At 73.1% G+C, this 20,499-nt stretch carries 18 protein-coding genes and 1 pseudogene; 12 read left to right on the forward strand and 7 right to left on the reverse strand.

Annotated elements, in window-relative coordinates; translation table 11 throughout:
* Nucleotides 1–247: 247 nt before the first annotated feature.
* Complete coding sequence (locus ACFYZY_RS05635; protein WP_388689787.1) at nt 248–3,379, forward strand: tetratricopeptide repeat protein; 3,132 nt, start codon at nt 248–250, stop codon at nt 3,377–3,379.
* Nucleotides 3,380–3,516: 137 nt separating this feature from the next.
* Here ACFYZY_RS05635 and ACFYZY_RS05640 read toward each other — a convergent pair whose 3' ends face one another.
* Nucleotides 3,517–4,089 carry a dihydrofolate reductase family protein gene (locus ACFYZY_RS05640; protein ID WP_388689789.1) on the reverse strand — a complete coding sequence of 191 codons (573 nt, stop codon included), beginning with the start codon at nt 4,087–4,089 and terminating at the stop codon, nt 3,517–3,519.
* A 446-nt stretch (nt 4,090–4,535) separates the two neighbouring features.
* Between ACFYZY_RS05640 and rox the strand changes: the two genes are divergently transcribed.
* The 5 genes from rox to ACFYZY_RS05665 all read left to right on the forward strand — a co-directional run bounded on the left by rox (nt 4,536) and on the right by ACFYZY_RS05665 (nt 8,653).
* Nucleotides 4,536–5,972, forward strand: coding sequence for a rifampin monooxygenase (rox, locus tag ACFYZY_RS05645; RefSeq protein ID WP_388689791.1), 1,437 nt, complete (start codon nt 4,536–4,538; stop codon nt 5,970–5,972).
* Nucleotides 5,973–6,134: 162 nt separating this feature from the next.
* Nucleotides 6,135–6,383, forward strand: coding sequence for a DUF6479 family protein (locus ACFYZY_RS05650; protein WP_388689793.1), 249 nt, complete (start codon nt 6,135–6,137; stop codon nt 6,381–6,383).
* A gap of 184 nt (nt 6,384–6,567) precedes the next feature.
* The gene (locus ACFYZY_RS05655) at nt 6,568–7,212 is read left to right on the forward strand and encodes a HemK2/MTQ2 family protein methyltransferase (protein ID WP_388689998.1); all 645 of its coding nucleotides are present in this window, start codon (nt 6,568–6,570) and stop codon (nt 7,210–7,212) included.
* A 239-nt stretch (nt 7,213–7,451) separates the two neighbouring features.
* Nucleotides 7,452–7,637 (forward strand): CDGSH iron-sulfur domain-containing protein, encoded by a 186-nt coding sequence (locus tag ACFYZY_RS05660; protein ID WP_388689999.1) that lies wholly within the window; start codon nt 7,452–7,454, stop codon nt 7,635–7,637.
* Complete coding sequence (locus ACFYZY_RS05665; RefSeq protein WP_388689795.1) at nt 7,634–8,653, forward strand: iron-containing redox enzyme family protein; 1,020 nt, start codon at nt 7,634–7,636, stop codon at nt 8,651–8,653. Before ACFYZY_RS05660 ends, ACFYZY_RS05665 begins: the two co-directional genes overlap by 4 nt.
* A 117-nt stretch (nt 8,654–8,770) precedes the next feature.
* On the opposite strand, the gene ACFYZY_RS05670 is transcribed toward ACFYZY_RS05665, so the two are convergent.
* Nucleotides 8,771–9,073, reverse strand: coding sequence for a hypothetical protein (locus ACFYZY_RS05670; protein ID WP_388689797.1), 303 nt, complete (start codon nt 9,071–9,073; stop codon nt 8,771–8,773).
* A gap of 591 nt (nt 9,074–9,664) precedes the next feature.
* On the opposite strand from ACFYZY_RS05670, the gene ACFYZY_RS05675 reads away from it, so the two are divergent.
* From ACFYZY_RS05675 to ACFYZY_RS05685, 3 genes are all read left to right on the forward strand, one after another.
* Complete coding sequence (locus ACFYZY_RS05675) at nt 9,665–10,099, forward strand: DUF6892 domain-containing protein (protein ID WP_388689799.1); 435 nt, start codon at nt 9,665–9,667, stop codon at nt 10,097–10,099.
* 225 nt (nt 10,100–10,324) lie between these two features.
* On the forward strand, nt 10,325–10,618 hold the full coding sequence (locus ACFYZY_RS05680; RefSeq protein WP_388689801.1) for a hypothetical protein: 294 nt from the start codon (nt 10,325–10,327) through the stop codon (nt 10,616–10,618).
* A 178-nt stretch (nt 10,619–10,796) separates the two neighbouring features.
* Nucleotides 10,797–11,165 (forward strand): VOC family protein, encoded by a 369-nt coding sequence (locus ACFYZY_RS05685; RefSeq protein WP_388689803.1) that lies wholly within the window; start codon nt 10,797–10,799, stop codon nt 11,163–11,165.
* A 67-nt stretch (nt 11,166–11,232) separates the two neighbouring features.
* Here the strand turns inward: ACFYZY_RS05685 and ACFYZY_RS05690 are convergent, their stop codons facing one another.
* From ACFYZY_RS05690 to ACFYZY_RS05700, 3 genes and pseudogenes are all read right to left on the reverse strand, one after another.
* Nucleotides 11,233–12,054, reverse strand: a complete 822-nt coding sequence (locus tag ACFYZY_RS05690; RefSeq protein WP_388689805.1) for a transposase family protein — start codon at nt 12,052–12,054, stop codon at nt 11,233–11,235.
* 58 nt (nt 12,055–12,112) lie between these two features.
* Entirely contained in the window at nt 12,113–12,568 is a 456-nt protein-coding gene (locus ACFYZY_RS05695) for a hypothetical protein (RefSeq protein WP_388689807.1), read from the reverse strand.
* A gap of 448 nt (nt 12,569–13,016) precedes the next feature.
* A pseudogene (locus ACFYZY_RS05700) lies at nt 13,017–14,156 on the reverse strand (helix-turn-helix transcriptional regulator); the annotation flags it as partial.
* An 807-nt stretch (nt 14,157–14,963) separates the two neighbouring features.
* On the opposite strand from ACFYZY_RS05700, the gene ACFYZY_RS05705 reads away from it, so the two are divergent.
* Complete coding sequence (locus tag ACFYZY_RS05705; protein WP_388689809.1) at nt 14,964–16,196, forward strand: cytochrome P450; 1,233 nt, start codon at nt 14,964–14,966, stop codon at nt 16,194–16,196.
* A gap of 235 nt (nt 16,197–16,431) precedes the next feature.
* Here the strand turns inward: ACFYZY_RS05705 and ACFYZY_RS05710 are convergent, their stop codons facing one another.
* Nucleotides 16,432–16,866, reverse strand: a complete 435-nt coding sequence (locus ACFYZY_RS05710; protein ID WP_388689811.1) for a hypothetical protein — start codon at nt 16,864–16,866, stop codon at nt 16,432–16,434.
* 127 nt (nt 16,867–16,993) lie between these two features.
* Here ACFYZY_RS05710 and ACFYZY_RS05715 point away from each other — a divergent pair, with 127 nt between their 5' ends.
* Nucleotides 16,994–17,809: a GlxA family transcriptional regulator gene (locus ACFYZY_RS05715; protein ID WP_388689813.1), complete on the forward strand. Its 816-nt coding sequence runs from the start codon at nt 16,994–16,996 to the stop codon at nt 17,807–17,809.
* Between the two features lie 484 nt (nt 17,810–18,293).
* Here ACFYZY_RS05715 and ACFYZY_RS05720 read toward each other — a convergent pair whose 3' ends face one another.
* Entirely contained in the window at nt 18,294–18,626 is a 333-nt protein-coding gene (locus ACFYZY_RS05720) for a hypothetical protein (protein WP_388689815.1), read from the reverse strand.
* 686 nt (nt 18,627–19,312) lie between these two features.
* Between ACFYZY_RS05720 and ACFYZY_RS05725 the strand changes: the two genes are divergently transcribed.
* Nucleotides 19,313–20,497, forward strand: a complete 1,185-nt coding sequence (locus tag ACFYZY_RS05725; protein WP_388689817.1) for a ricin-type beta-trefoil lectin domain protein — start codon at nt 19,313–19,315, stop codon at nt 20,495–20,497.
* Nucleotides 20,498–20,499 lie beyond the last annotated feature (2 nt).

The raw sequence follows: 20,499 nt of genomic DNA on the forward strand, positions 1-20,499 counted from the left end.
GGGCGGCGCCTGGGCCCCCCCCCTCGCGGGGGGGGGGGGCCCCCGCCCCCCGGGGCCCCCCCCCCCCCGGCCGTCGTACCGGCACCCGGGACGACCCGCCCCACCCTGCCGTACCGTGCTGCGGCGGCGATGAAATCCTGGTGAAGCAAGGAGTTCGGAGGAGTGCGCGGGTACGGGGCGCACGGGCGAGGACGGGGACGACGACGTGGGCGAGCGGGCAGCGGGGGCGGGCGGGTATCCGACCGGCGTGGAGGAACGTGTGCGGATCGACCTGCTGGGCCCCGTCCGGGCCCGCCGCGGGGACACCCGGATCCCCCTCGGACCGGTGCGCCGTCAGGCGGTCCTCGCCGCCCTGGTCCTGCGCGCGCCCGCCTTCGTGACGTACGGGCGGCTCCTCGACGACGTCTGGGGTGCCGAACCTCCCGGCACCGGCCACCGGGTCCTGCCGAGCTACGTCTACTCGCTGCGCAAGGTGCTCGACGTACCGGGGACCGGGCCCAGCCGGTCGGTGATCCTCGGCGGACAGGGCGGGTACCGCTTCGCGTCCGAGGAGGCCGCGACCGACCTCGCCGAGCTGGCCGCCCTGACCGGGCTGGCCCGGACCGCGAGGGCCGCCGGAGACCTGGACGCGGCGCTCGACCACGGCGGCCGGGCCCTGGAACTGCTCCGCGGCGAGCCGTTGCCGGGGGTGCCGGGGCCGCTCGCGGAGAGCGAGCGGCAGCGCCTGGTCCGGCAACGGCGGACGCTGCTCCAGGACCGGGCGGAGTGCCTTCTCCTGCTCGGGCGTCACCCGGAGGCCCTGGACTGCCTCATGGCCGCGCCCCTGGCCCGGACGCACGACGAACCGCTCGCCGCCCTGCGGATGCGCGCGCTGTACGGCGGCGGCCGGCAGGCCGAGGCCCTGGGCGTCTACCGGGAGACGCGCCGCCGGCTCCTCGACGAGCTGGGGATGGAGCCCGGCGAGGAGCTGCGCCGCGTGCACCAGGCCGTCCTGCGCCGGGACGACGCGGTTCTGCTCGGCCGGACGGCACGGCCCGGGGAGTCCGCCGGCCGGGACGGGGAGGGCGCCCGGGGTCCTCTGGCGGTGCGGGACCCGGACGGTGCCGGTTCCGGGGACGGCCCCGCCGGGGGGAGCGGCGTCGCGCGCCACCGCCCCGCCGGGGGGTCCGCTCCCCCCGCTCTCCCCCGTCCCCGGCGCGACGGGCCCCCCGACCGGACCGTGCCCCGCCCGCGCCGCCGGAACGAACTCCCGGGCGACACCGTCCGCCTGATCGGCCGTGAGGCGGAGCTCGCCCTCCTCACCGCTCCCTCGCCGCCGGGGGTGGTGTCCGTGATGACCGTGGACGGCACGGCGGGCGTCGGCAAGACGGCCCTGGTGGTGCGCGCCGCCCGGATGCTCGCCGACCGGTACCCCGACGGCTGCCTGTTCGTGGACCTGCACGCGCACGGCGCCGCCCACGAGGCGGTCGCCCCGGGACGGGCCCTGCACCGGCTGCTGCGGGCGGTCCGCGACCGGGGCCACGACGTTCCCGACGAGCCGCGCGGCCCCCACGACGGGGACGGTCCGGACGATCCGACCGAGCTGGTCACCGCCTGGCGCGTCGCCACGAGCGGGCTGCGGCTGCTGCTCGTCGTGGACGACGCCCGCAGCGCCGAGCAGGTGCGTCCGCTGCTGCCCTCCGGACCGGGGAGCCGGGTCCTCGTCGCGGGACGGCAGCGCCTTCCCGGCCTCGACGCCGATGTGCGGCTCACCGTGGAGCCGCTGGGCACCGGGGGCGCGGTCGGTCTGCTCCGTGACCTCCTCGGCACGGACCGGGCGGACCGCGAACCCGAGGCCGCCCGTGAACTCGCCCGGCGCTGCGGCGGCCTCCCGCTGGCGCTGCGCATCGCGGGCGCGCGGCTGCAGAACCGTCCCTCGTGGACCCTGGAGTTCCTGGCCGGCCGGCTCGCCGACGACGTGCGCGGCCTCGGTGAGCTGCGGGCCGAGGACCGCAGCGTGGAGGCCGCCTTCCGGATGTCGTACGACCAGCTCGCGCCCGGTCTCCGGCGTGGTTTCCGCGCGCTGGGCCTGGCGCCGACCGCCCGCTTCGACGACCTCGCCCTCGCCGCCGTGCTGGGCTGTTCCCGGGAGCACGCCGAGGAGGTCCTGGAGGACCTGGTCGACGCCAGCCTGGTGCAGCAGCCGCATCCCGGCCGCTACCGGCTGCACGATCTCGTACGGGCGCACGCGCGGCACCTCGCCGCGGAGGCGCCCGCGGAGGCCGCGGCGGGCCGGGACGCCGTCCTGCGGCTCTACACGGCCGCCGGGCGGCTCGCCGCCGACTGGGGCCCGGACGCGTTCCCCACCGGTCCCGGTGCCGTCGGCCCCGGTTCGCCGTTCACCGGCTGGCGGGACGCCTCCGCGTGGCTGGACGCGGCGGGCGGGGAGCTGGTCGACGTGGTGGCGTACGCGGTCGCGGCGGAGGAGTTCGACCACGCCTGCTGGATCGCCGAGGCCCTGGTCGACCACCTGCTCCGCCAGGGGCACCACCAGGAGTGCCGGGCCGCCCTGGAGCTCGCCCTGTCCTGCGCGGAACGGGCCTCCGACCGGCGGATGCCCGCCTCGCTGCGCAACTGCATGGGGTTCGTCGCCGTCCACCAGGGGCGGTTCCGGCAGGCTCGTTCCTGGTTCGCCGAGGCGCTGGAGCGCGCCTCGGGCCACGGCGATCCCCGGGACCGCGTCAGGGCCACCGCCGGAGTGGGCGTCGCGGAGTGGGCGCTGGGCCGCGTCGAGGAGGGGACCGCCCTCCTGGAGGAGGCGGTGGAGCGGGCGGCCGGGCTCGGCGACGACTGGCTGACCGGGATCGTGACCTGCAACCTGGGGGCGATCCAGCACCAGCGGGGCCGGTACGAGCAGGCCCACGACCTCTGCACGACCGCCCTCGCGCTCGCCGAGAAGAGCGGTCGGCCCCGTACGATCGGCAGCGCCCTGTGCTTCGTCGCGGAGACCCGGCTGGCCCTCGGCCGGACCGCGGAGGCCGTGGAACTGCTGCGGCGGGCGGCCGACCTGGCCCGCGAGGCCGACGACGCGCCGCTGCGCGCGGCGGCCCTCTCCCGGCTGGCCGCGGCGGAACACGCCCTGGGACGCCTCGGCCCGGCCGTCGACGCCCACCACGAGGCGCTGTCGGCGCTCACCCGGCACACCAGCACCTGGCTGGAGATGCAGGTCCGCGTCCGGCTCGGCGCCACCTATACGGCGGCGGGCCGACTCGCCGAGGCGCGGCGGGAGTTCGAGTCCGTCCTCGCCCTGCCCGGTGCCGACGGCCACCCGAGGGAGTACGGCATGGCCCGCGACGGCCTGGCCGACGCGCTGTCACCGGCCCCCGGGCGGGGCCGCTGACGAGCGCGGGCGGAGCGGCGCGGCCGGGGCCCGCCCGGCCCGGGATCGTCCTCCCGGGGGCCGCGCGGTGGTCCCGGCGTCCGCCGGGCGGGTTCCCCCACCGTGTCCCGCGTCCGGGAGACGGGCGCGGGGGCCCGTCAGCGGACGACGTCGAAGACCTGCTTCTGCAGGCCGTTGGCGTACGCCTCGTGCTCGACGAGCCTCAGCTTCTGGGTGTCCTTGTCCGTGGAGCTGAAGAGGCGCTTGCCCGCGCCGAGCAGGAGCGGGAAGACGAGGAGGTGGTAACGGTCGATCAGGCCGGCGTCGGACAGGGCCCGGTTCAGCGAGGCGCTGCCGTGCACGATGATCGGGCCGCCCTCGGCCGCCTTCAGCGCGGCGACCTCGTCGAGCGAGCGCAGGATCGTGGTCTCGCCCCAGTTCTCCACCAGATCGCCTTCGGTGAGGGTGGTGGAGACGACGTACTTCGGCATGGCCGCGTAGTCGGCGAAGTCCGCCATGTCCGGCCACACGGGGCTGAACGCCTCGTAGCTGACCCGGCCCATCAGCATCGCCGTAGCCTCCTTCTGTTCCCGGCCCTTGAGGTCGAACGCCTCGGGGAGGAACTCGACGTCCTTGAAGGTCCATCCGGCGTTCCGGTAGCCGGGCTCGCCGCCCGGCGCCTCCACGACGCCGTCGAGCGAAATGAAGGCGGTGCTGATCAGGGTGCGCATCCGGGTTCCTCGGTGTCTCGTGTCCGGTCGGCTTCGGATCGGGCCGGCACGCGCCCCGTCCGCGTTCGCGGTGGCCGTACCGGTCATGATCCATGACCGGGGATCACGAAGGAACTCATCGGTCGCCCCCCGTTCTTCCCGACGGCACCGGGCTTCCGGCCGTCCGGGGAAGCGGGGCCCGCGTCCGGGGCCGGGACCGCCGGAGCGCTTCCGGGAACGGGTGAGGGCGGAACACGGAGGGCAAGGAGTGTCTGGTCTCCTCGCCCTCTTCAACGTATAGCGCACCGGGGGGCTTGCGGCAAGGCCCCCGGAAGACCGCAGAATTGCTCGCTCAAGGCCGGGACCTGCGGAAACAGCGGGCCCGCGACGCGTGCGTGCCACCACCCCGAAAGAGCGGTGACGCGCGCGGGGCGGCCGGCCCGGACTCCTCTCGAACGGGCGTACCCATGCATGACGTGATCGTGGTCGGTGCCGGACCGACCGGCCTGATGCTGGCGGCCGAACTGCGGCTGGGCGGTGTGGACGTGGTCGTCCTGGAGCGGCTGGCCGAGCCGACCCGGGAGTCCCGGGGGCGGGGGCTGCACACGCGCAGCGTCGAAATGATGGACCAGCGCGGCCTGCTGGACCGGTTCCTCGCCGCCGGTGAGAAGTTCCGGGTGGGCGGCCTCTTCGGCGGCATCACCGCACCCTGGCCGGACAGCCTCGACACGGCCCATCCGTACGGCCTGGCCGTCTCGCAACCGGCCACCGAACGGCTGCTGAACGCACGCGCCCTGGAGCTCGGGGCCGAGGTCAGGCGCGGGTGCGAGGTGGTCGGCCTCGCGCGGGACGAGGACGGGGTGGACGTCGCCCTGGCCGACGGCACGCGGCTGCGCTCGCGCTACCTCGTGGGGTGCGACGGCGGTCGCAGCACGGTGCGCGGGCTGGCCGGCATCGGCTTCCCCGGCGAACCGGCCACGGTCGAGACGCTGCTCGGCGACATGGAGGCGACCGAGGACCCGGCGGTGATCGCCGCCGCCGTCGAGGAGGTCCGCAGGACCCAGCTCAGGTTCGGGGCCGTCCCCGACGTGGACGGCCACAAGGGGCTGTACCGCATCGTCGTGCCCGCCGACGGGGTGGCCGAGGACCGTACGGCCCCGCCCACCCTGGACGAGTTCAGGGAGCGGCTGCGGCACTTCGCGGGCACCGACTTCGGCGTGCGCGCGCCCCGCTGGCTCTCGCGCTTCGGCGACGCCACCCGGCAGGCCGAGCGCTACCGGTCCGGCCGGGTGCTGCTGGCCGGCGACGCGGCGCACATCCACCCGCCGACCGGCGGGCAGGGCCTCAACCTGGGGGTGCAGGACGCGTTCAACCTCGGCTGGAAGCTGGCCGCCGAGGTCGGCGGCCGGGCGCCGGACGGACTCCTCGACAGCTACCACACCGAGCGGCACCCGGTGGGCGCCGCCGTCCTGGACAACACGCGCGCGCAGATCACCCTCCTCGGCACCGGTCCGGGCGCGACCGCGCTGCGGGGACTGTTCTCGGAGCTGATGGCCTTCGAGGAGGTGAACCGGTACGTGACCGGCATGATCACGGCCGTGGAGGTCCGTTACGACGTCGGGGAGGGCCACGAGCTGCTCGGCCGGCGGATGCGGGACGTACGGCTGGGGCGGGGCCGCCTCTACGAGCTGACGCACGGGGCCCGGGGGCTGCTCCTGGACCGGACGGGGCGGTTCTCCGCCGAGGGCTGGGCCGACCGGGTCGACCACGTCGTGGACGCCGAAGCGGAGCTGGACGTACCAGCGGTGCTGCTCCGTCCGGACGGGCACGTGGTGTGGGTCGGCGACGGCCGGTGCGGACCCGACGAGGCGCTGGCCCGGTGGTTCGGGGCCCCCACCGGCTGAGTACGGGCGCGGGGCGGTCGAGGTCGCGGGCACGGGCACGGGCGCGGGGCGGTCGAGGTTGCGGGCGCGGGCGGGCGCGGTACCGGTGGCGAATGGTTCGTCTCCGCGGGGGTACCCGCCGTTCTGAACCGGCCGGCCCCGTCCCCGACAGGAAGGGCGATCATGCTCCTCTGGACTCTTTCCGCCTCCCCGCAGCCCTCTCCGCTGGCCGCCGAGGGGTCTTCCTCGATGCTGTTCCCCGTGGTCGGGATCGTGGTGGCCGCCCTGCTGGTCGGCGCGTTCTGGTGGGGTTCCCGGCGGGTGGCCCGGCGGAGGCAGCCCTCCCGGGTCGCGCAGCCGCCGGCCGCCGAGGCGAGGCGGGACTCCTGGCAGCCGCCCGCCGACTCCTCCGAGCAGGGGCGGGGCCGTTGAGGAGCGGGACCGTGAGGACGCCGACGACGCGCGGCGGAGCGGTGGTCGTGCCGGGGCACCGGGGGTCGCGAGCCACCGGCGGTCCGCTCCCGGCAGGAGGGTGATCCCCGTGACCCATGTGACCCCCTCCGTGGACGAGGACACCGTCACCGCCGTCCGGGACGAGCCGGCGGCACAGCCGCGGATGTACCGGCTCCCCGGGGTGTACGCGCCCCAGGGGGACACCGCGCTGCTGCTCGCGAGGCTGGCGCGGGAAGAACTCCCGCGCGGCGCCCGGTCGCTGGACCTGTGCACGGGAACGGGCGCCGTCGCCGTCGCCTCCGCCCTGCGCGGCACCCGGGCCACCGCCGTCGACATCTCGCGGGCCGCCGTGGCCACGGCCCGGCTCAACGCGCTCCGGTACCGCTGCCGGGTGCGGCTGTTCCGCGGGGACCTGGACGCCCCGGTGGCGCGCGAACGCTTCGACCTGATCACGGTGAACCCGCCGTACGTGCCCTGCGAGGACCCGGCGCTCCCCGCGAGCGGGCCCCGGCGCGCGTGGGACGCGGGGACGGACGGGCGGCTGCTCCTGGACCGGGTCTGCGCCCGGGTGCCGGGGCTGCTGACCCCCACCGGGACCCTGCTCGTCGTCCAGTCCTCCCTCTCCGGGGTGACCGCCACCCTGGACGGACTGCGCCGGGCCGGGCTGCGCGCCCGGGTGACCGACCGCCGCGTCCAGCCCTTCGGCCCGGTCATGTCCTCCCGCGAGGACTGGTTCGCCGCCCGGGGCCTCGTCCCGCCCGGCACGCGGACCGAGGAGCTGGTGGTGATCCGCGCGTCCCGCGCGTGACGTCCCCGCCCGCCGCCCGCGCATGGACGGGGGCCGTGCGGGCAGCCGCGTACGAGAACGATCCGAGACCCGACAGGTGGTGTGTGGTGTCCCCTCTTCCGGACTTCCCGGACTTCCCGGACTTCCCGGATTCCCCGGACTCCCGGGGTCTCCCGGACACGCGGTCCGGGGCCGTGCGGACGGGCGGCGGCTCCCCGCGGACCGGTCCGCCGCTCCTCAGGCCGCTCGACGACGGGCCGATGCTCGTGGAGGGGCCGGTGGACGTCCTCATGCCCGACGGGTCGGTGCGGCACTGCGAGCGACCCGTGGTCGCCCTGTGCATGTGCCGGCGGAGCCGACGGGCGCCGTTCTGCGACACCAGCCACCGCCGCCGGGAACGGCGCTCCAGCCCGGCGGACGAACCGACGGAAGGCCAGCACCCATGACCGCCGCCCCGCGGCTCGCCCGCCCGGACACCGGCGCCCCCGAGATGCCCGAGGCCCGCGGCGAGGTGTCGCGGGCGGTCCGGCGACGCCTGCGGGGAGACTCCGGAGGACTGCCGGACGGCCCGGACGTCGCGCGCCTCGACCCGTACGGCGAGGACCTGCACCTGGCCCTCCACCTCTGCTACGGCCTGCACCACCGGGGCTGGTCCGGGGTCGCGGACGCCCTCGAATGGGACCCCCACCTGCTGCGGACCCGCGCCCTCCTGGAGCACCGCTTCGAGAGCGCGCTGCGCCACGACTGCCACGACCGGCGGGACGCGGACGAGGAGCTGGGCGCCCTGCTCGTGGAGCCCGCCGAGGCCACCGGCGTCTCGGCCCACCTCGCCTCGCGGGGCGAACCGTGGCAGGTGCGCGAGTACGCGGCGCTCCGCTCCGTGACGCAACTCCGGGAGGCCGACCCGTACCTGTGGGTCGTCCCCCGGCTGCGCGGCCGCGCCAAGGCGGCGATGGTCGCGATCGAGTACGACGAGTTCGGCTGCGGGCGCGCCGAGCACATGCACGAGCGGCTCTACGCGGAACTCATGGCGGACCTGGGCCTCGACCCGGAGTACGGCGGGTACGTCGAGGCGGTAGGCGCCGAGGCGCTGGCCGTCGCCAACCTGTCGTCCCTGTTCGGTCTGCACCGGCGGCTGCGCGGCGCCCTCGTGGGGCACTTCGCCGCTGTCGAGGTGACCTCGCCGCCCGCGGCGGCCCGGCTCGTCGCGGCCATGCGGCGGACGGGCGCGGGACCGGCGGCGGAGCGGTACTACGACGAGCACGTGGAGGCCGACGCGGTCCACGAGCAGCTGGTGCGCCGGGAGGTGGTGGGCGGTCTCCTGGAGGACGAACCGGACCTCGCACCCGACGTCGCCTTCGGCATCGCGGCGACCGGGTTCCTGGAGGACCGGCTCGGCGCCCGGGTGCTGGACGCCTGGGCGGACGGCGGGAGCGCGCTCCGGACGCCCCTGGAGTCCTGAAGGCGGGATTCCCGGCGCCGGACGGGCCCTCCCCGGGAAAGGGAGGGCCCGTCCGTACGGACCCCCGCCCGTACGGACCCTTCCGGCTGTGTCCTGGGCGGTGTCTTCAAATGATCATCACTGGTGGATCATGGTGTCGTGATACGTCGTCATGAACTGTCTGATGCCGAGCGGGAGTTCGTCCGGCCCATGCTGCCCGTGTCGTTGCGGGCAGCGAACGCTCTGCGTCTGCAGGTCGCCGACCCCGCCGCCCTGTTCGACGATCTCGACGCCGTAGATGCGCGACGCCGCGGCGGTGGCTCCGTCCGCGGGTGTCGCCGCTTGCGAGACCGACGCCCCCGGGCCGGCCGAAGCCATCAGCGTCCCGGCCACCACCCCCAGGGCGGCCGCAACGACCCGGGCCCTCTTCAGAATGCGCATGGGACCTCTCTCGACGAGCCTGCAGGGATAACGGTCAGTAATTGTGGCATTGCTTAACGTGTCTTGATTTCGCGCTGGTGGTACTTCCGCCGGCTCGGGGTGAGGGTCGTCGGCGGCATCACCCCGGAAGACCCTCTCCCGGCGCCCAGCCCCTTCTGGTGGCCTGCCGCCAGAAGAGAAGAGATCATCCGATCAGGTGGGCACGTTTCCGCCACTGAGCAGGATGCGTCCCGGATCGCGGTGGGGGGGACCTCCATCCGGCAGACCGACGGCAGCGCCGGAGGTCGGGGCGGAGTCGTCGACGGCCAGTCACCCTTGAGGCCGGTGGGCGCGGCGGAGTGCAGGCGGCGGAGGCGATCCGGCGCGCGGAGGCGACGCCGGATCACCTGCCGCACGTCATCGGCACGGCCACGAAGGGCGCCGGGCACCTCCCCTCCGACCTGGTGGGGCGGCTCCTGGAGAAGGACTGGGTGGCCTGTCGTACCGGTGGCGACGCCCGCCTCAGGTGCGGTCACGTTGAACCAGCACCTGGACAGGGCGGGCGTCGGCCGTGCCGCCGGCGGTTTCGGAGCCGCGTGATAGTTCTACCGCATGGCCGCATTCAAGGACTTCAACTTCAAGCTGGTCGTGATCGACGTGCTCATGTACCGGCGAGACCTCCTCACGCCCGCCTTCGATCTCGATACCCGCATGCGGGAGCGGGGCATCGACATACCCGCCGTGTACGTGCTGGAGAACGACGTCGACGACGAGGTCCTCGACGAGTCGCGCACCTTCTTCGAGGAACTGGAGATCGGCGACGAGCTCCTGGCCGAGGTCGAGACGCTCTGCTTCGACGCCGGCCACGAGATCTACCGGCACTGCGCCCCGGCCTGGGGCGGCGAGGACGACCTCTTCGACATCCACTCCCTCGACGACCTCGCGCTGCTGCCGAACCTGAAGCGCGTCACCGCCGTGGACGACGGCACCCTGGTCGCACCGGGCAAGCGGGAGACCTTCGCGACCCGCGGCATCGAGGCGAGCTGAGAGGCGGACATGGGAGCGACCGGGGGACGAGGAGAAGTCATGCGGTGTGCGTATTGCCGGCGTGAGGTCATGTGTCGGCAGCCGCCGCTCGGCGGCCCGCCCTGCACGGGACAGATCCACGTGCACAGCAACGAGGAGGCTTGCTTCCCCAAGCAGGGGGCGGCGAGTTCACGCGCCTGGCCGCCCGGCGGGTGCGGCTGCAGGCCCCGGGGCCTGAAGGCACGCGTGACCGACCCGTCTCTTCCGCCCCCACCGCCGAGGACCGGTACGGAACGACTGGCCGAGGTCGGCAAGGCATTCCTCGGCCTCGCACCGGGTGCGGGGGTGAACGTCGTCGAACTGGCGGACGGCGCGGGCGTGTGCGTCGTACAGACCGGGCGTGGCGGCGGCAAGGTGTACGTCGCACCGGACCGAACCGCCCTGTTCGTCCCGTCCGCCATGGACTTCGACACCGGGCTCGCGGCCTTCGTCGGTGGCGCACGCACCCCCGCGAGAGGGTTTGAAGACAGGACTTACTGAGGCCGTGCCATCTTGAAGTGGCTGGTCAGCAGGGATGGTGTGACCCCGTTTCGGGCTGCTCGTACTGGTCGCGGGCGGCAGTCTGGGGTGCAGATCGTTGGGCAGAGCGGTTTTGCCGATGAGTTCACCGTCCTCGAACGGTCTACCCAGCGACACAACCGTTCTCGACAGGAGTGCCATGTCCACCATCCAGCCGGTGATCTTGACCGCCGACCAGGACGTCCTGCTCGGCTTCTATACGAAATTGTTCGGTGCCGAGGAGATCTTCCGGGTTCCGGAGGAAGGCCCGGCCTTCTACCTCGGCTTGCGCATCGGCGACACCGACCTCGGCCTGGTGGTCAAGACGGACCCGGGGACCGAGGCGGCCCCGCGGATCCTGCTCAGCATCGGTGTCGACGACGTCGACGAGACGCTCGGCCGGGTGACGGCGCTGGGCGGCTCGGTCCGCGGCGGCCCCAACGACATGCCGTGGGGACAGCGCGTCGCCCACATCCAGGACCCCGACGGCAACCCGGTGAACCTCACCCAGCCGATCCCGGCCCAGTGACGCCGTTCCGGGGTGCTTGTGCTGGTCGCGGGCCTCCTGCGGTCCAGATCATTTGCCGGTGGTGACCTCAATGTTCGTCAGGACGAGCAACGCGCGAAGCAGGTGGGTGGCGCGAGCGGGGTCGGTGCGGAGTTCGGTGGTGATCCGCCAGTTCTTCAGATGGGCGAGGCCGCGTTCGACCGGGGCGCGTCCGGCGGTCAGGATGCGGTTGGCGTCCTTCTCGGCGGGTGCGAGCTTGCGGGCACGGGTGGCTTTGAAGCCGGTGACGACCACGGGGGTTGTCCCCGTCGTCGTCCAGGCCGATAAAGCCCAGGTCGGCCAGGGCGCCGAGGCCGGCGGCGCGCAGGTGGGCCAGGATGTGGTCGCGGCGGGCGGCGGTGATGTCGTGGGTGCGGCCGGGCCGGGCGGCCGATATCCAGATCATCCGGCCCCGCTCGTCGGTCAGGGCAAGCACGTGCAGGCCGTGGCGGCGATGCTTGCCGGAGCAGTTCGGGCGGTTTGCGCGGCCGGTGCGGCGCTGGGTGGGGATCAGGGTGCCGTCGATCAGGACGACCTCCCCGCCTCGCTCGGCGATCTTCTTCAGGGCGCGGTCCAGACGCGGGGCCCTCGCGGCGAGCAGCCCGATCAGCTCGTCGCGCCAGCGGCGCACGGTGGTGGCGGAGATGTCGTTGCCGCCGGCCATGTCGGCCAGGCGCTGGTCGTGCCGGAGCACGGCCAGGACGATCACCGCGATCCTCCCGGGCGGCAGCGCCCGCCACCTCGACCGTATCGCTTTGAGATGGCGTCGCAGCAGGTCGGCGAGGTAGTTCAGGGTGTGCGTGGACAGCGGCAGGCGGCACTGGTAGACCTGGGACACGGTGTCCCCGGCGTGCTCTTTGGCATTCGTCACACAATTCCAACACCCGCCGGAGGGAACTCGGTTACGCTCCGATCACCGTGCGGACCGGTCACACCCGGGCGGTGAACTTCCCGTCGGGTCGTTTGTGCAGCCAGCCGCGGTCGGCCAGCTTCGTGAGCTTCCCGCGCAACGGCTCCGGCTTGCCCCGCACCCCGGTGTCCAGACCCAGCACCTCGCCGATCTGCCGGGTGGAGACCGGACCGCCGGCCTGCCGCACCGCGGTCAGGAGGCGCTGGTACTCCGCCGACAGTGCGGACTCGCCCACCACCGGCCCACGGTCCGGGATCAGCCGCACCGCCCGACCCGCCACCTGGACGACCGGCGACCCGGCCTCCGCGCGCTCATCGGCGAGCTGCTCGCTCATCCGCTGCCACACCCGCTCGGCCACGGCCAGCTCGTCCCGCTCAGCCCGTACCTCCGACAGCTGCTTGACCAGCTGTTCTTCGAGTCCGTCCAGCTCCGCACGCCATACGGCGATCCGCTCCACCATCTCGGGGTCCATCATGCGCCGGAGCGTACGAGCGGCCCCGGTCACGGCGGAGGGGAATCCGCAAAACCAACCCGGCCAGACGATCTACACCCCAGACTGCCGACCACAACCAGCACGAGCACCCTGAGTCGACACCACACCAGCACCCTGACCAGCCACTTCAAGATGGCGGAGCTTCACTGATCGTTTCAGAATGCCGCCCTGCGGAGATGCTGGCGGACCGTGGAACAATCCCCTTCAACCACGGGCTCAGGGGGGTGACGCCGTATGGAACGGGTTGGGGATGCACGGGGGCTCGTGCTTGGTTACGTCGACGCTCTGAAGGCAGTTGACGCGGCCATGAGGGCGGCGATCCCTTCGCTTGAGCGACTCGCAGATGTCCTCGGCCTGGTCCGTTCGCACCGGATCACCAACCGGAGTGGGCGGGTAGGCACCTCTACTCCTACTCGGTTCATGGGGCCGGGTGCCGCTTGCCGTCGGCGTCCGGCTCGGAGGCCCGGGTCGGCGGGTGCAGCGCGGTCATCAGCTCCAGGCCGGTCACGGCCGTCGAGCCGCGCGGCGTCATCACCCGGGAGGCGTACACGCCCAGGACGCGGGCGAGTTCCGCCGGCGGAAGCTGCCCGGCGGTGCCCCAGTGTCGGGTGTCCAGCGCGTGCCACGACGGGATGCACAGCTGCACGCACGCCCGCTCCGAACCGGTCGCGGGCCGGTAGATCCGCGCCCACGGGCCGAAGCCGCGCTTGGTCAGCTTCCATTCCGCACGCGCGAGCTGCTTGATGACCTTGTGGCCCTCCGGCAGGCGCCCGGCGACCTTCTCCTCCTCCGTGAGCGTGACGGGCAGGCCGTAGCGCTCCAGCGCGGCCTCGGTGAGCACGAGCAGCGGGTCGGCGTCCTTGCCCGGCCCCGACAGCTTCGGAGCCCCGAGCTTCGCCTCGCGCAGTGTCCACTCCACCAGGGACGGCAGGGACTTGGCGGGCACGTCCAGGACCAGGCCGCCGGTGCAGTACGCCACCACCCGACCGGACTCGTCGGCGTCCACGACCGCGAGCGGCCCGTTCTCGAACCGAGGGCCGGTGTCGCCGGGCGCCGGGATACCGGCCGGGGCCGCCTTCCGCGCGTCCGGGCGGCGCGACGTCGACAACGGCCTGGCGGCGGGCGCCGGACGAGCCGGGGCGGCGGCGGGGGCCGGGGTGGGTTCGGGCGTCGCTGCGACTGCCGCCTCGAACGGCTCCTTGGTGACCGTGGCCCGCGCTTGCGCCGGGGCGGGCACGCTGGTGAACGTCCCGGGAACCGGGGCGGCTTCGGCGGCCGCCGGAACGGTCTCGGCCGCCGGGACCTCCCCCGGGCCGGGCCCCGGAGCCGGGGCGGGGTAGAGCTGGGCGAGCCCGTCCAGGAGCCGGGCGTACGCGTCGCGTTCCGGCGGGCGCGGTTCGGTTTTGCCCGCTTCCCAGCCGGAAACCGTGGCCCGGCGCACCTTCAGCGCGGACGCGACCTCGTCGATCGTCAGGCCGTGCGCGACGCGCAGTCGTTTGCGTTCCGCCGGTGGTGGCAGGACGGCGCGGGACGCGAGCAGGGCATCGACCGCGTCGAACAACTCGGACATGCAGTACCTCCTGAGCCCACCCTACTCGCCACACAGGGGGTTCGCACGCAATCCGTACGCTGAATGTACGCGAGAAGTACTCTTTAGGGTCGCTGCCGTGAAGACGTCACCTCGTCGACGTCAGCCACATCCTCATCCGGCAATGCGTCGGCCCCGTGGGGGCCGCCAGGCCGTGAAGTACCAGCCACAGGCCGACGACGAGACGGCGGTGCGGAAGTACCGGGCGGGGTGAGGGGCCTGTGGCACGGTGGGGGCCGGCGAAGGGGCGGCCGGACCACGACCCGCAAGCCCCGGAAGGGCATCGGCCTTCCGCCTGCCAAAGACAGACGGTTGACGAGCCGATGCCGTCGGCGAGCAGTGAGGAGGGCCGCAGGTTCGCCTGGGGCCTCTTCCCGTTCACGCACGGCTTCCCGGTTCGGGCCTCGGTCCGGTGGAGGGGATGTGGACGGCTTCCTCGCCGCAGCCCTCCGCCGCTACGAACGGCCGGCCCGACCCACCGCACAGGACACGGCCCGACGGTCCTGGCGAACGCTGCCGCCGGCTGAGACCGGCCCGAACGGCGAGGTGAAGGACCAGGACGGACCGACCCCGTCACGTCTCGATGGCCGGAAGGACGGAGAGCGTGGTGGACTGTCCTTTACCCTCGCTGAGACCGACCCGCCGTCACCTACCTGTCGAACGCCCGACTTCAATACAACGCCCCTGCTCCCCGGATGGGTTGACCTGTCGCCCGGTCCCTCTCACCGTGTCCTCGCTCAGCGTCCGGTCATCTTCTCCGCCGCCGGCACAGCCTGAAGGAGCCCACTCATGACGCACCTGCCCAGCGCCCCGATCGTCCTCGACTCCACCGGCGCCGACCGTCACGCCGAGAACGTCCTGCTGCGCTCCCACGGCGCGGCCGTCCCTGTCGACGTCCTGGGAGTGCGGGCCTGGTCCGTCTCCGACCCCGACGTGCTGAAGAAGCTGCTGAACAGCCCGGATGTGTCCAAGGACGCCCGCCGGCACTGGCCGCAGTTCGCCGAGGTCGTGCAGACCTGGCCGCTGGCTCTGTGGGTCGCGGTGGAGAACATGTTCACCGCCTACGGTGCCGACCACCGCCGGCTGCGGCGGATGATCTCCCCCGCTTTCACCGCGCGCCGTACCGCGGGCCTGTCCGAGGTCGTCGACACCGTCGTCACCACGCTCCTCGACGCTCTCGACGCCCTCCCGGCCGACGAGAGCGTCGACCTGCGCGAGTACTTCGCCCATCCCCTGCCGATCGCCGTCATCGGCCGCCTCATGGGCATCCCCGACCATCAGCGGACCGACTTCCGCGAGGTCGTCGACGGAGTATTCGACACCACTCTCACCACCGAGCAGGCCAACGCCAACACCGTCGCCCTCTACACGGTCCTCGACCGGCTCATCGCCGACAAGCGGCGTGAACCCGGCGAGGACATGACTTCGCTGCTCATCGCCACCCGCGACGAGGACGGCAGCACCCTGTCCGTCGCCGAGTTGCGCGACACCCTCCTGCTGGTCATCAGCGCCGGCTACCAGACCACCGTCGACACCATCGACCAGGGGATCGTGCTTCTGGCCACGCACCGCGACCAGCTCGCTCACATCCGCGCCGGACGCGCCACCTGGGCCGACGCGGTCGAGGAGACGCTGCGCCTCGAACCGGCCGTCGCGCACCTGCCCCTGCGCTACGCCGTCAACGACCTCACCCTGCCCGACGGCCGGGTCATCGCCAGGGGCGAGGCGATCCTCGCCTCCTACGCCGCCGCCAACCGTCATCCCCGCTGGCACGGCGAGAGCGCCGACGTCTTCGACGTCACCCGTCTCTCCAAGGAGCACCTCGCCTTCGGCCATGGTGTCCACTACTGCCTCGGCGCGCCTCTCGCCCGCATGGAGGCCGCCGCCGCGTTGCGCGGCCTGTTCGACCGTTTCCCCGACCTCGAGCTGGTCACCCCCGCGGACGAGCTGGAACCGGCGGGCTCGCTGATCAGCAACGGTCACAAGACCCTGCATGTCCGTCTCCGCCCCTCCGGCACCTGACGGGCCGGAACCGGACGGACAGGAGGCGTCGGCGGTGGACGGCTGGACGGCTGGACGGCTGGACGGCTGGACGGCTGGACGGCTGGACGGCTGGACGGCTGGACGGCTGGACGGCTGGACGGCTGGACGAGGATACGGGCACGGCGTCACTCCTCGGTCCGGCCGCGACGGCGTCTCCGGCACCCGCCGGTCGCGGGCACCGCTCGCTGCGGCTCGCCCGCTCCGAAACGACCGGTCAGGCGAGGGTGAGGATCGCGAGCGCGCCGCCCACGTCGACGACGGCGCACCATTCCGACCAGGCCCTCGGGACGACCCGGCCCGACCGGTGGTGGAGGATGTCCCAGATCCCGTGGGCCAGCCAGCCCACGGCGACCACACGCAGGCCCAGGGTGCCGTCGGCGGCGAGGGCGAGCGCGGCCACGGCGGTGAAGCCGGCCAGGCCCGCGAGCTGGACGGCCAGGACGCGAAAGGCGCGGAGTCCGCCGCGGAACCCGCCGAAGAACAGGTAGCACACGGGCATGACGCCGAGGAGGCCGGCGAGCAGGCCCACGGGCGGCACACCGTCCACGAAGGTCGCGACCACCAGGACGATCGCGACGAGCGTGGGCCAGCGGTGCGGCAGCCGGTGCGGCCGGCCGCCTTCGGTCTCGTCGTGTACCGAGTCGGTCATCGGGGTCCCCTCACGGTGGGTGCGGCTACGCCTTCAGGGTCCGACCGGTACGGACCGCCGGGGAACAAGCCGCCGGAACGATGTCCGGTCCATTGGGGTAGCCGTCCTTCCGGCACAGGGTCGCCGCATGGCGGAGCGGCTGATGGTGGTGGTCGGATACGAGGCGGCCGAACTGCTGGACATCACGTGCGTCACCACGCCCCTGGCCATGGCCAACGGGATCGGCGTGCCGGCCGTGCCGTACCGGGTGCGTGTGGTCGGGCCGGGAGGCGGTCCGTTCGTCTGCGGTACGGGGCTCGTGCTGGGGAGCGATCAGCCGCTCGAACGGCTCGTCGGTCCGCTGGACACCCTGATCGTGTCGGGCGGGGTGGGCTTCGAGCGGGCGGCGGGCGATCCGCGGCTCGTGGGGCACGTCCGGCGGCTCGCGCGGGAGAGCCACCGGGTCGCGTCGGTGTGCACGGGGGCGGGGGTCCTGACCGCCGCCGGGCTGCTCGACGGGCGGCGGGCGACCACGCACTGGCGATACGTCCGCCGGCTGGCCGACCGGCACCCGGAGGTCACCATCGACCCCGCGCCGATCTGCATCCGCGACGGGAACGTCTACACGGCGGCGGGGGTCACCAGCGCCCTGGACCTCACGCTCGCGTTCATCGAGGAGGACCACGGCCCCGAACTGGCGCGCCAAGTGGCCCGCGACCTGGTCGTCTATTTGCAACGGCCCGGCAACCAGGCACAGATGAGCCTGTTCACGGCATCTTCGGCGCCGCGTGACGAACTGGTCAGGGGACTCGTCGAGCACATCGCCGCGCACCCGGACGCCGATCTGAGCACGAAGGCGCTGGTCTCACGGGCAGGGGTGACGCCGCGTCACCTCGCCCGGCTGTTCACGGACCATCTGGGCCTGCCGCGCCGCGCTCGCCCGGGTTACCGGCGGACACGATGACGACGCCGAGCGCCTGGCCGGCCTGCTCGACGACTACCTCGGGCCGGTCCACCACACCGGCCTGCCCGGCCTGATCGAGGCCCTGGACCGGGTCCTCGCGGTCCTCACCCCGGACCTTCCCGCCGCCCGCACCCTCGCGGCCCGCGTCGCGCTGAACGGCGGGATCGGCGAGGAAGACCAGGAGCCGCTCGCGGAGGTTATGGCGCCGTGGCGAAGGGCCGGAGCCGCCGGCTGATACACCGTCGGCGTCCGGCCCCGCGTCGCCGGGTGGTCAGAGCTGCTGCTGGTAGAAGCCGAGGCCGACGATTCCGGCGCCGGTGGCGTAGGCGGCGCCGCGCAGGGCGCTGGAGGCCAGCGCGGTGCGGCGCCGGGCGATCCACTGCCGGGTGCGGCTGGGCGTCCTCGTACGAGTCGAGGCTGATGGACTCGCCCGGCATGCGGGCCGGGGCCCTCTCCGCGGGAGGAGGGCCCCGGCCTGCTGGCCTCAGAGGGCGTCGGCGAGTTCTTCGATCCGGTCGGCGAGGTCCTGGAGGGGGCGCGGGACCCGGCTGTGGCCGGATTCCTCGGCGGCGTCGACGGTGAGCCGGCCCACGGCGGCGCGCAGGGCTTCGTGCCGGACGGCCGTACGGCGGGCGGGGGTGCGCGGGACGGCGGGACTGTCGGCGCTGACGGCTTGCAGGACCCACAGGTCGGCGTCGCGCAGCTCGCCGCGGGCCAGGTGGTAGAGGTGGAGGCACTGGGCGGCGGTGGCGTTGCCGGCCCCGGCGGCGAACTCCCACCAGAAACGCGCCCTTAGTACCGCAACGGTATTTTTCATGATGGTTTATCGGGTTCTGGTGGTGTGTAGCCGCGTCGTTTGTAGTGCGCGGCAGCCCGTCACACCCGCCTCATCGCCACCGAAAACCGCCTGCAGACGACTTCACCGTCAACCAGCGCACCTCTGCGTACCGCTCCCCCGGAGGCCAAAGACGCCGCGCCCTGCACCACGTCACCGACTCTCCGCCCCGGCAGCGCCGGGGGCTCTTTGCTGCCTGGAGGACCGGCGTGCCGACCTACGAGACCCTCCCCCGCTTCACCGCCGACCTGGACCACCTCACCCCGGGACAACGCCGCCACTCCCGCCAGACCGTGGCGGCCTTCGTCGAGGACCTGCGCACCGGCCGCTTCCGCGCCGGCCTCCGCGAAGTGCGCGGGTTCGTGGAACCTCGGAGTTCGAATGCCTGGAACCCGTCCGCTGGTGAGAGTTCAGATGGCAGCGTGGCGCGGGTTCCAGAAGCGGGAGGTCCGCCTCCTGGGGCGCGAGCACATGGGCTTGACACCGCCGCTCCTGTTGGCACAGGGGCCGCCCATCGAGCGGGTCTGATAACTTTAAGTAGCAGACTGATTACACCGCATCATCCGCAGGGAAATCCTCGGTGCGCTTCCCCGTCCATCGCTCAGGTGGCGCGTTTCTCTGCGCCCGGGGATCCCCGTTCTTCGCCGCTCTCCGCTGAGGAGTCCCGCATGCCGCTTCTTCCCCGCCCCCTCGTCTGGCCGGCCGTCATCGCCGCGCTCCTGCCGCTCTCCGGCATGTCCGCCGGGGTCTCGACGGCCGTGACCGCACCATCGGCGGTGGGCAGCCAGGCCAGGTCCGGTGCGACGCCCGGCGCCTACTCGGACTGGGCTCTTGACACCAGCGGCACCGTGACGGATGTCGACTTCCGCAACACCGTGCTCACCAGTCCGGGAGACGGCAACGTCTACTGGGCAACCCAGTTCAACTTCAACGGGAACGTCTCCTACATCGGCTTCCAGCTCGGCGGACAGAACGACGGACAGTTCCTCTGGTCGACCTGGGCCGACGAGGATCTCCAGTTCAAGGACGGCGCCCAGGGATCACACTGCTGGAACAACGCGGGGGAGGGCCAGCACCTGCAGTGCGCCAACAACACCGTCAACCACGGCCGCCCCATCACCGGCCACACCTACACCTTCCACGTGGAGATCGACCCCGCGACCCACTGGGCCAAGGCCACCGTGAACGACGAGACCGCCGGCACCGGTTTCGTCCTCGGCGAAGCCCTGCTCCCGACATCGTCGAAGATCAATCCGACCTGGAACAGCTGGGTGGAGTACCTCGACTGGAACAACTCCGATTACGTGTGCGAGGACAATGCGTACGCCAAGAACAGGTGGGGGAAGGCGACCGGCAACAAGGGCACTCTCACCGCCAGGAACACGGCGACGTCCACCAGTAGCACCTGCCAGGGCATGGTGCGGCAGCAGAAGCAGAGCGACGGGACCCTGATCACCGAAACGGGACTCGGCCAGTCCGCCCGCTGGCCCCTCCGTTTCGCCAACGGCGCCTGCCTGGACCGCGGTGGCTGGTACGGCATGATCACCTATGACTGCTCCGACTCCCCCAACAGCAACCAACTGTTCGTCTTCGCCGGCGACGGCTACCTCCACACCGCACAGGGTCACGAGTGCCTGTCCAGGCCGCTCAAAGTAGGCGGTGGGGTTTTCACCGACGTCTGCGGTGCGTGGTCCGACGGACAGAAGTGGAAGTACGACCCCCAGCGCAAGGCCGTAATCAACCCTAACGGCTGGGCCCTGACCTCCACGGCGTCCGCCGCCAACGACGATGCCGTGACGGCGCAGCTCTACGACGGGCGCCCCGAGCAGACGATCACCATCGTCACGGACTAGTG

It is taken from the genome of Streptomyces sp. NPDC001744 (assembly GCF_042892575.1).
GTDB lineage: Bacteria > Actinomycetota > Actinomycetes > Streptomycetales > Streptomycetaceae > Streptomyces.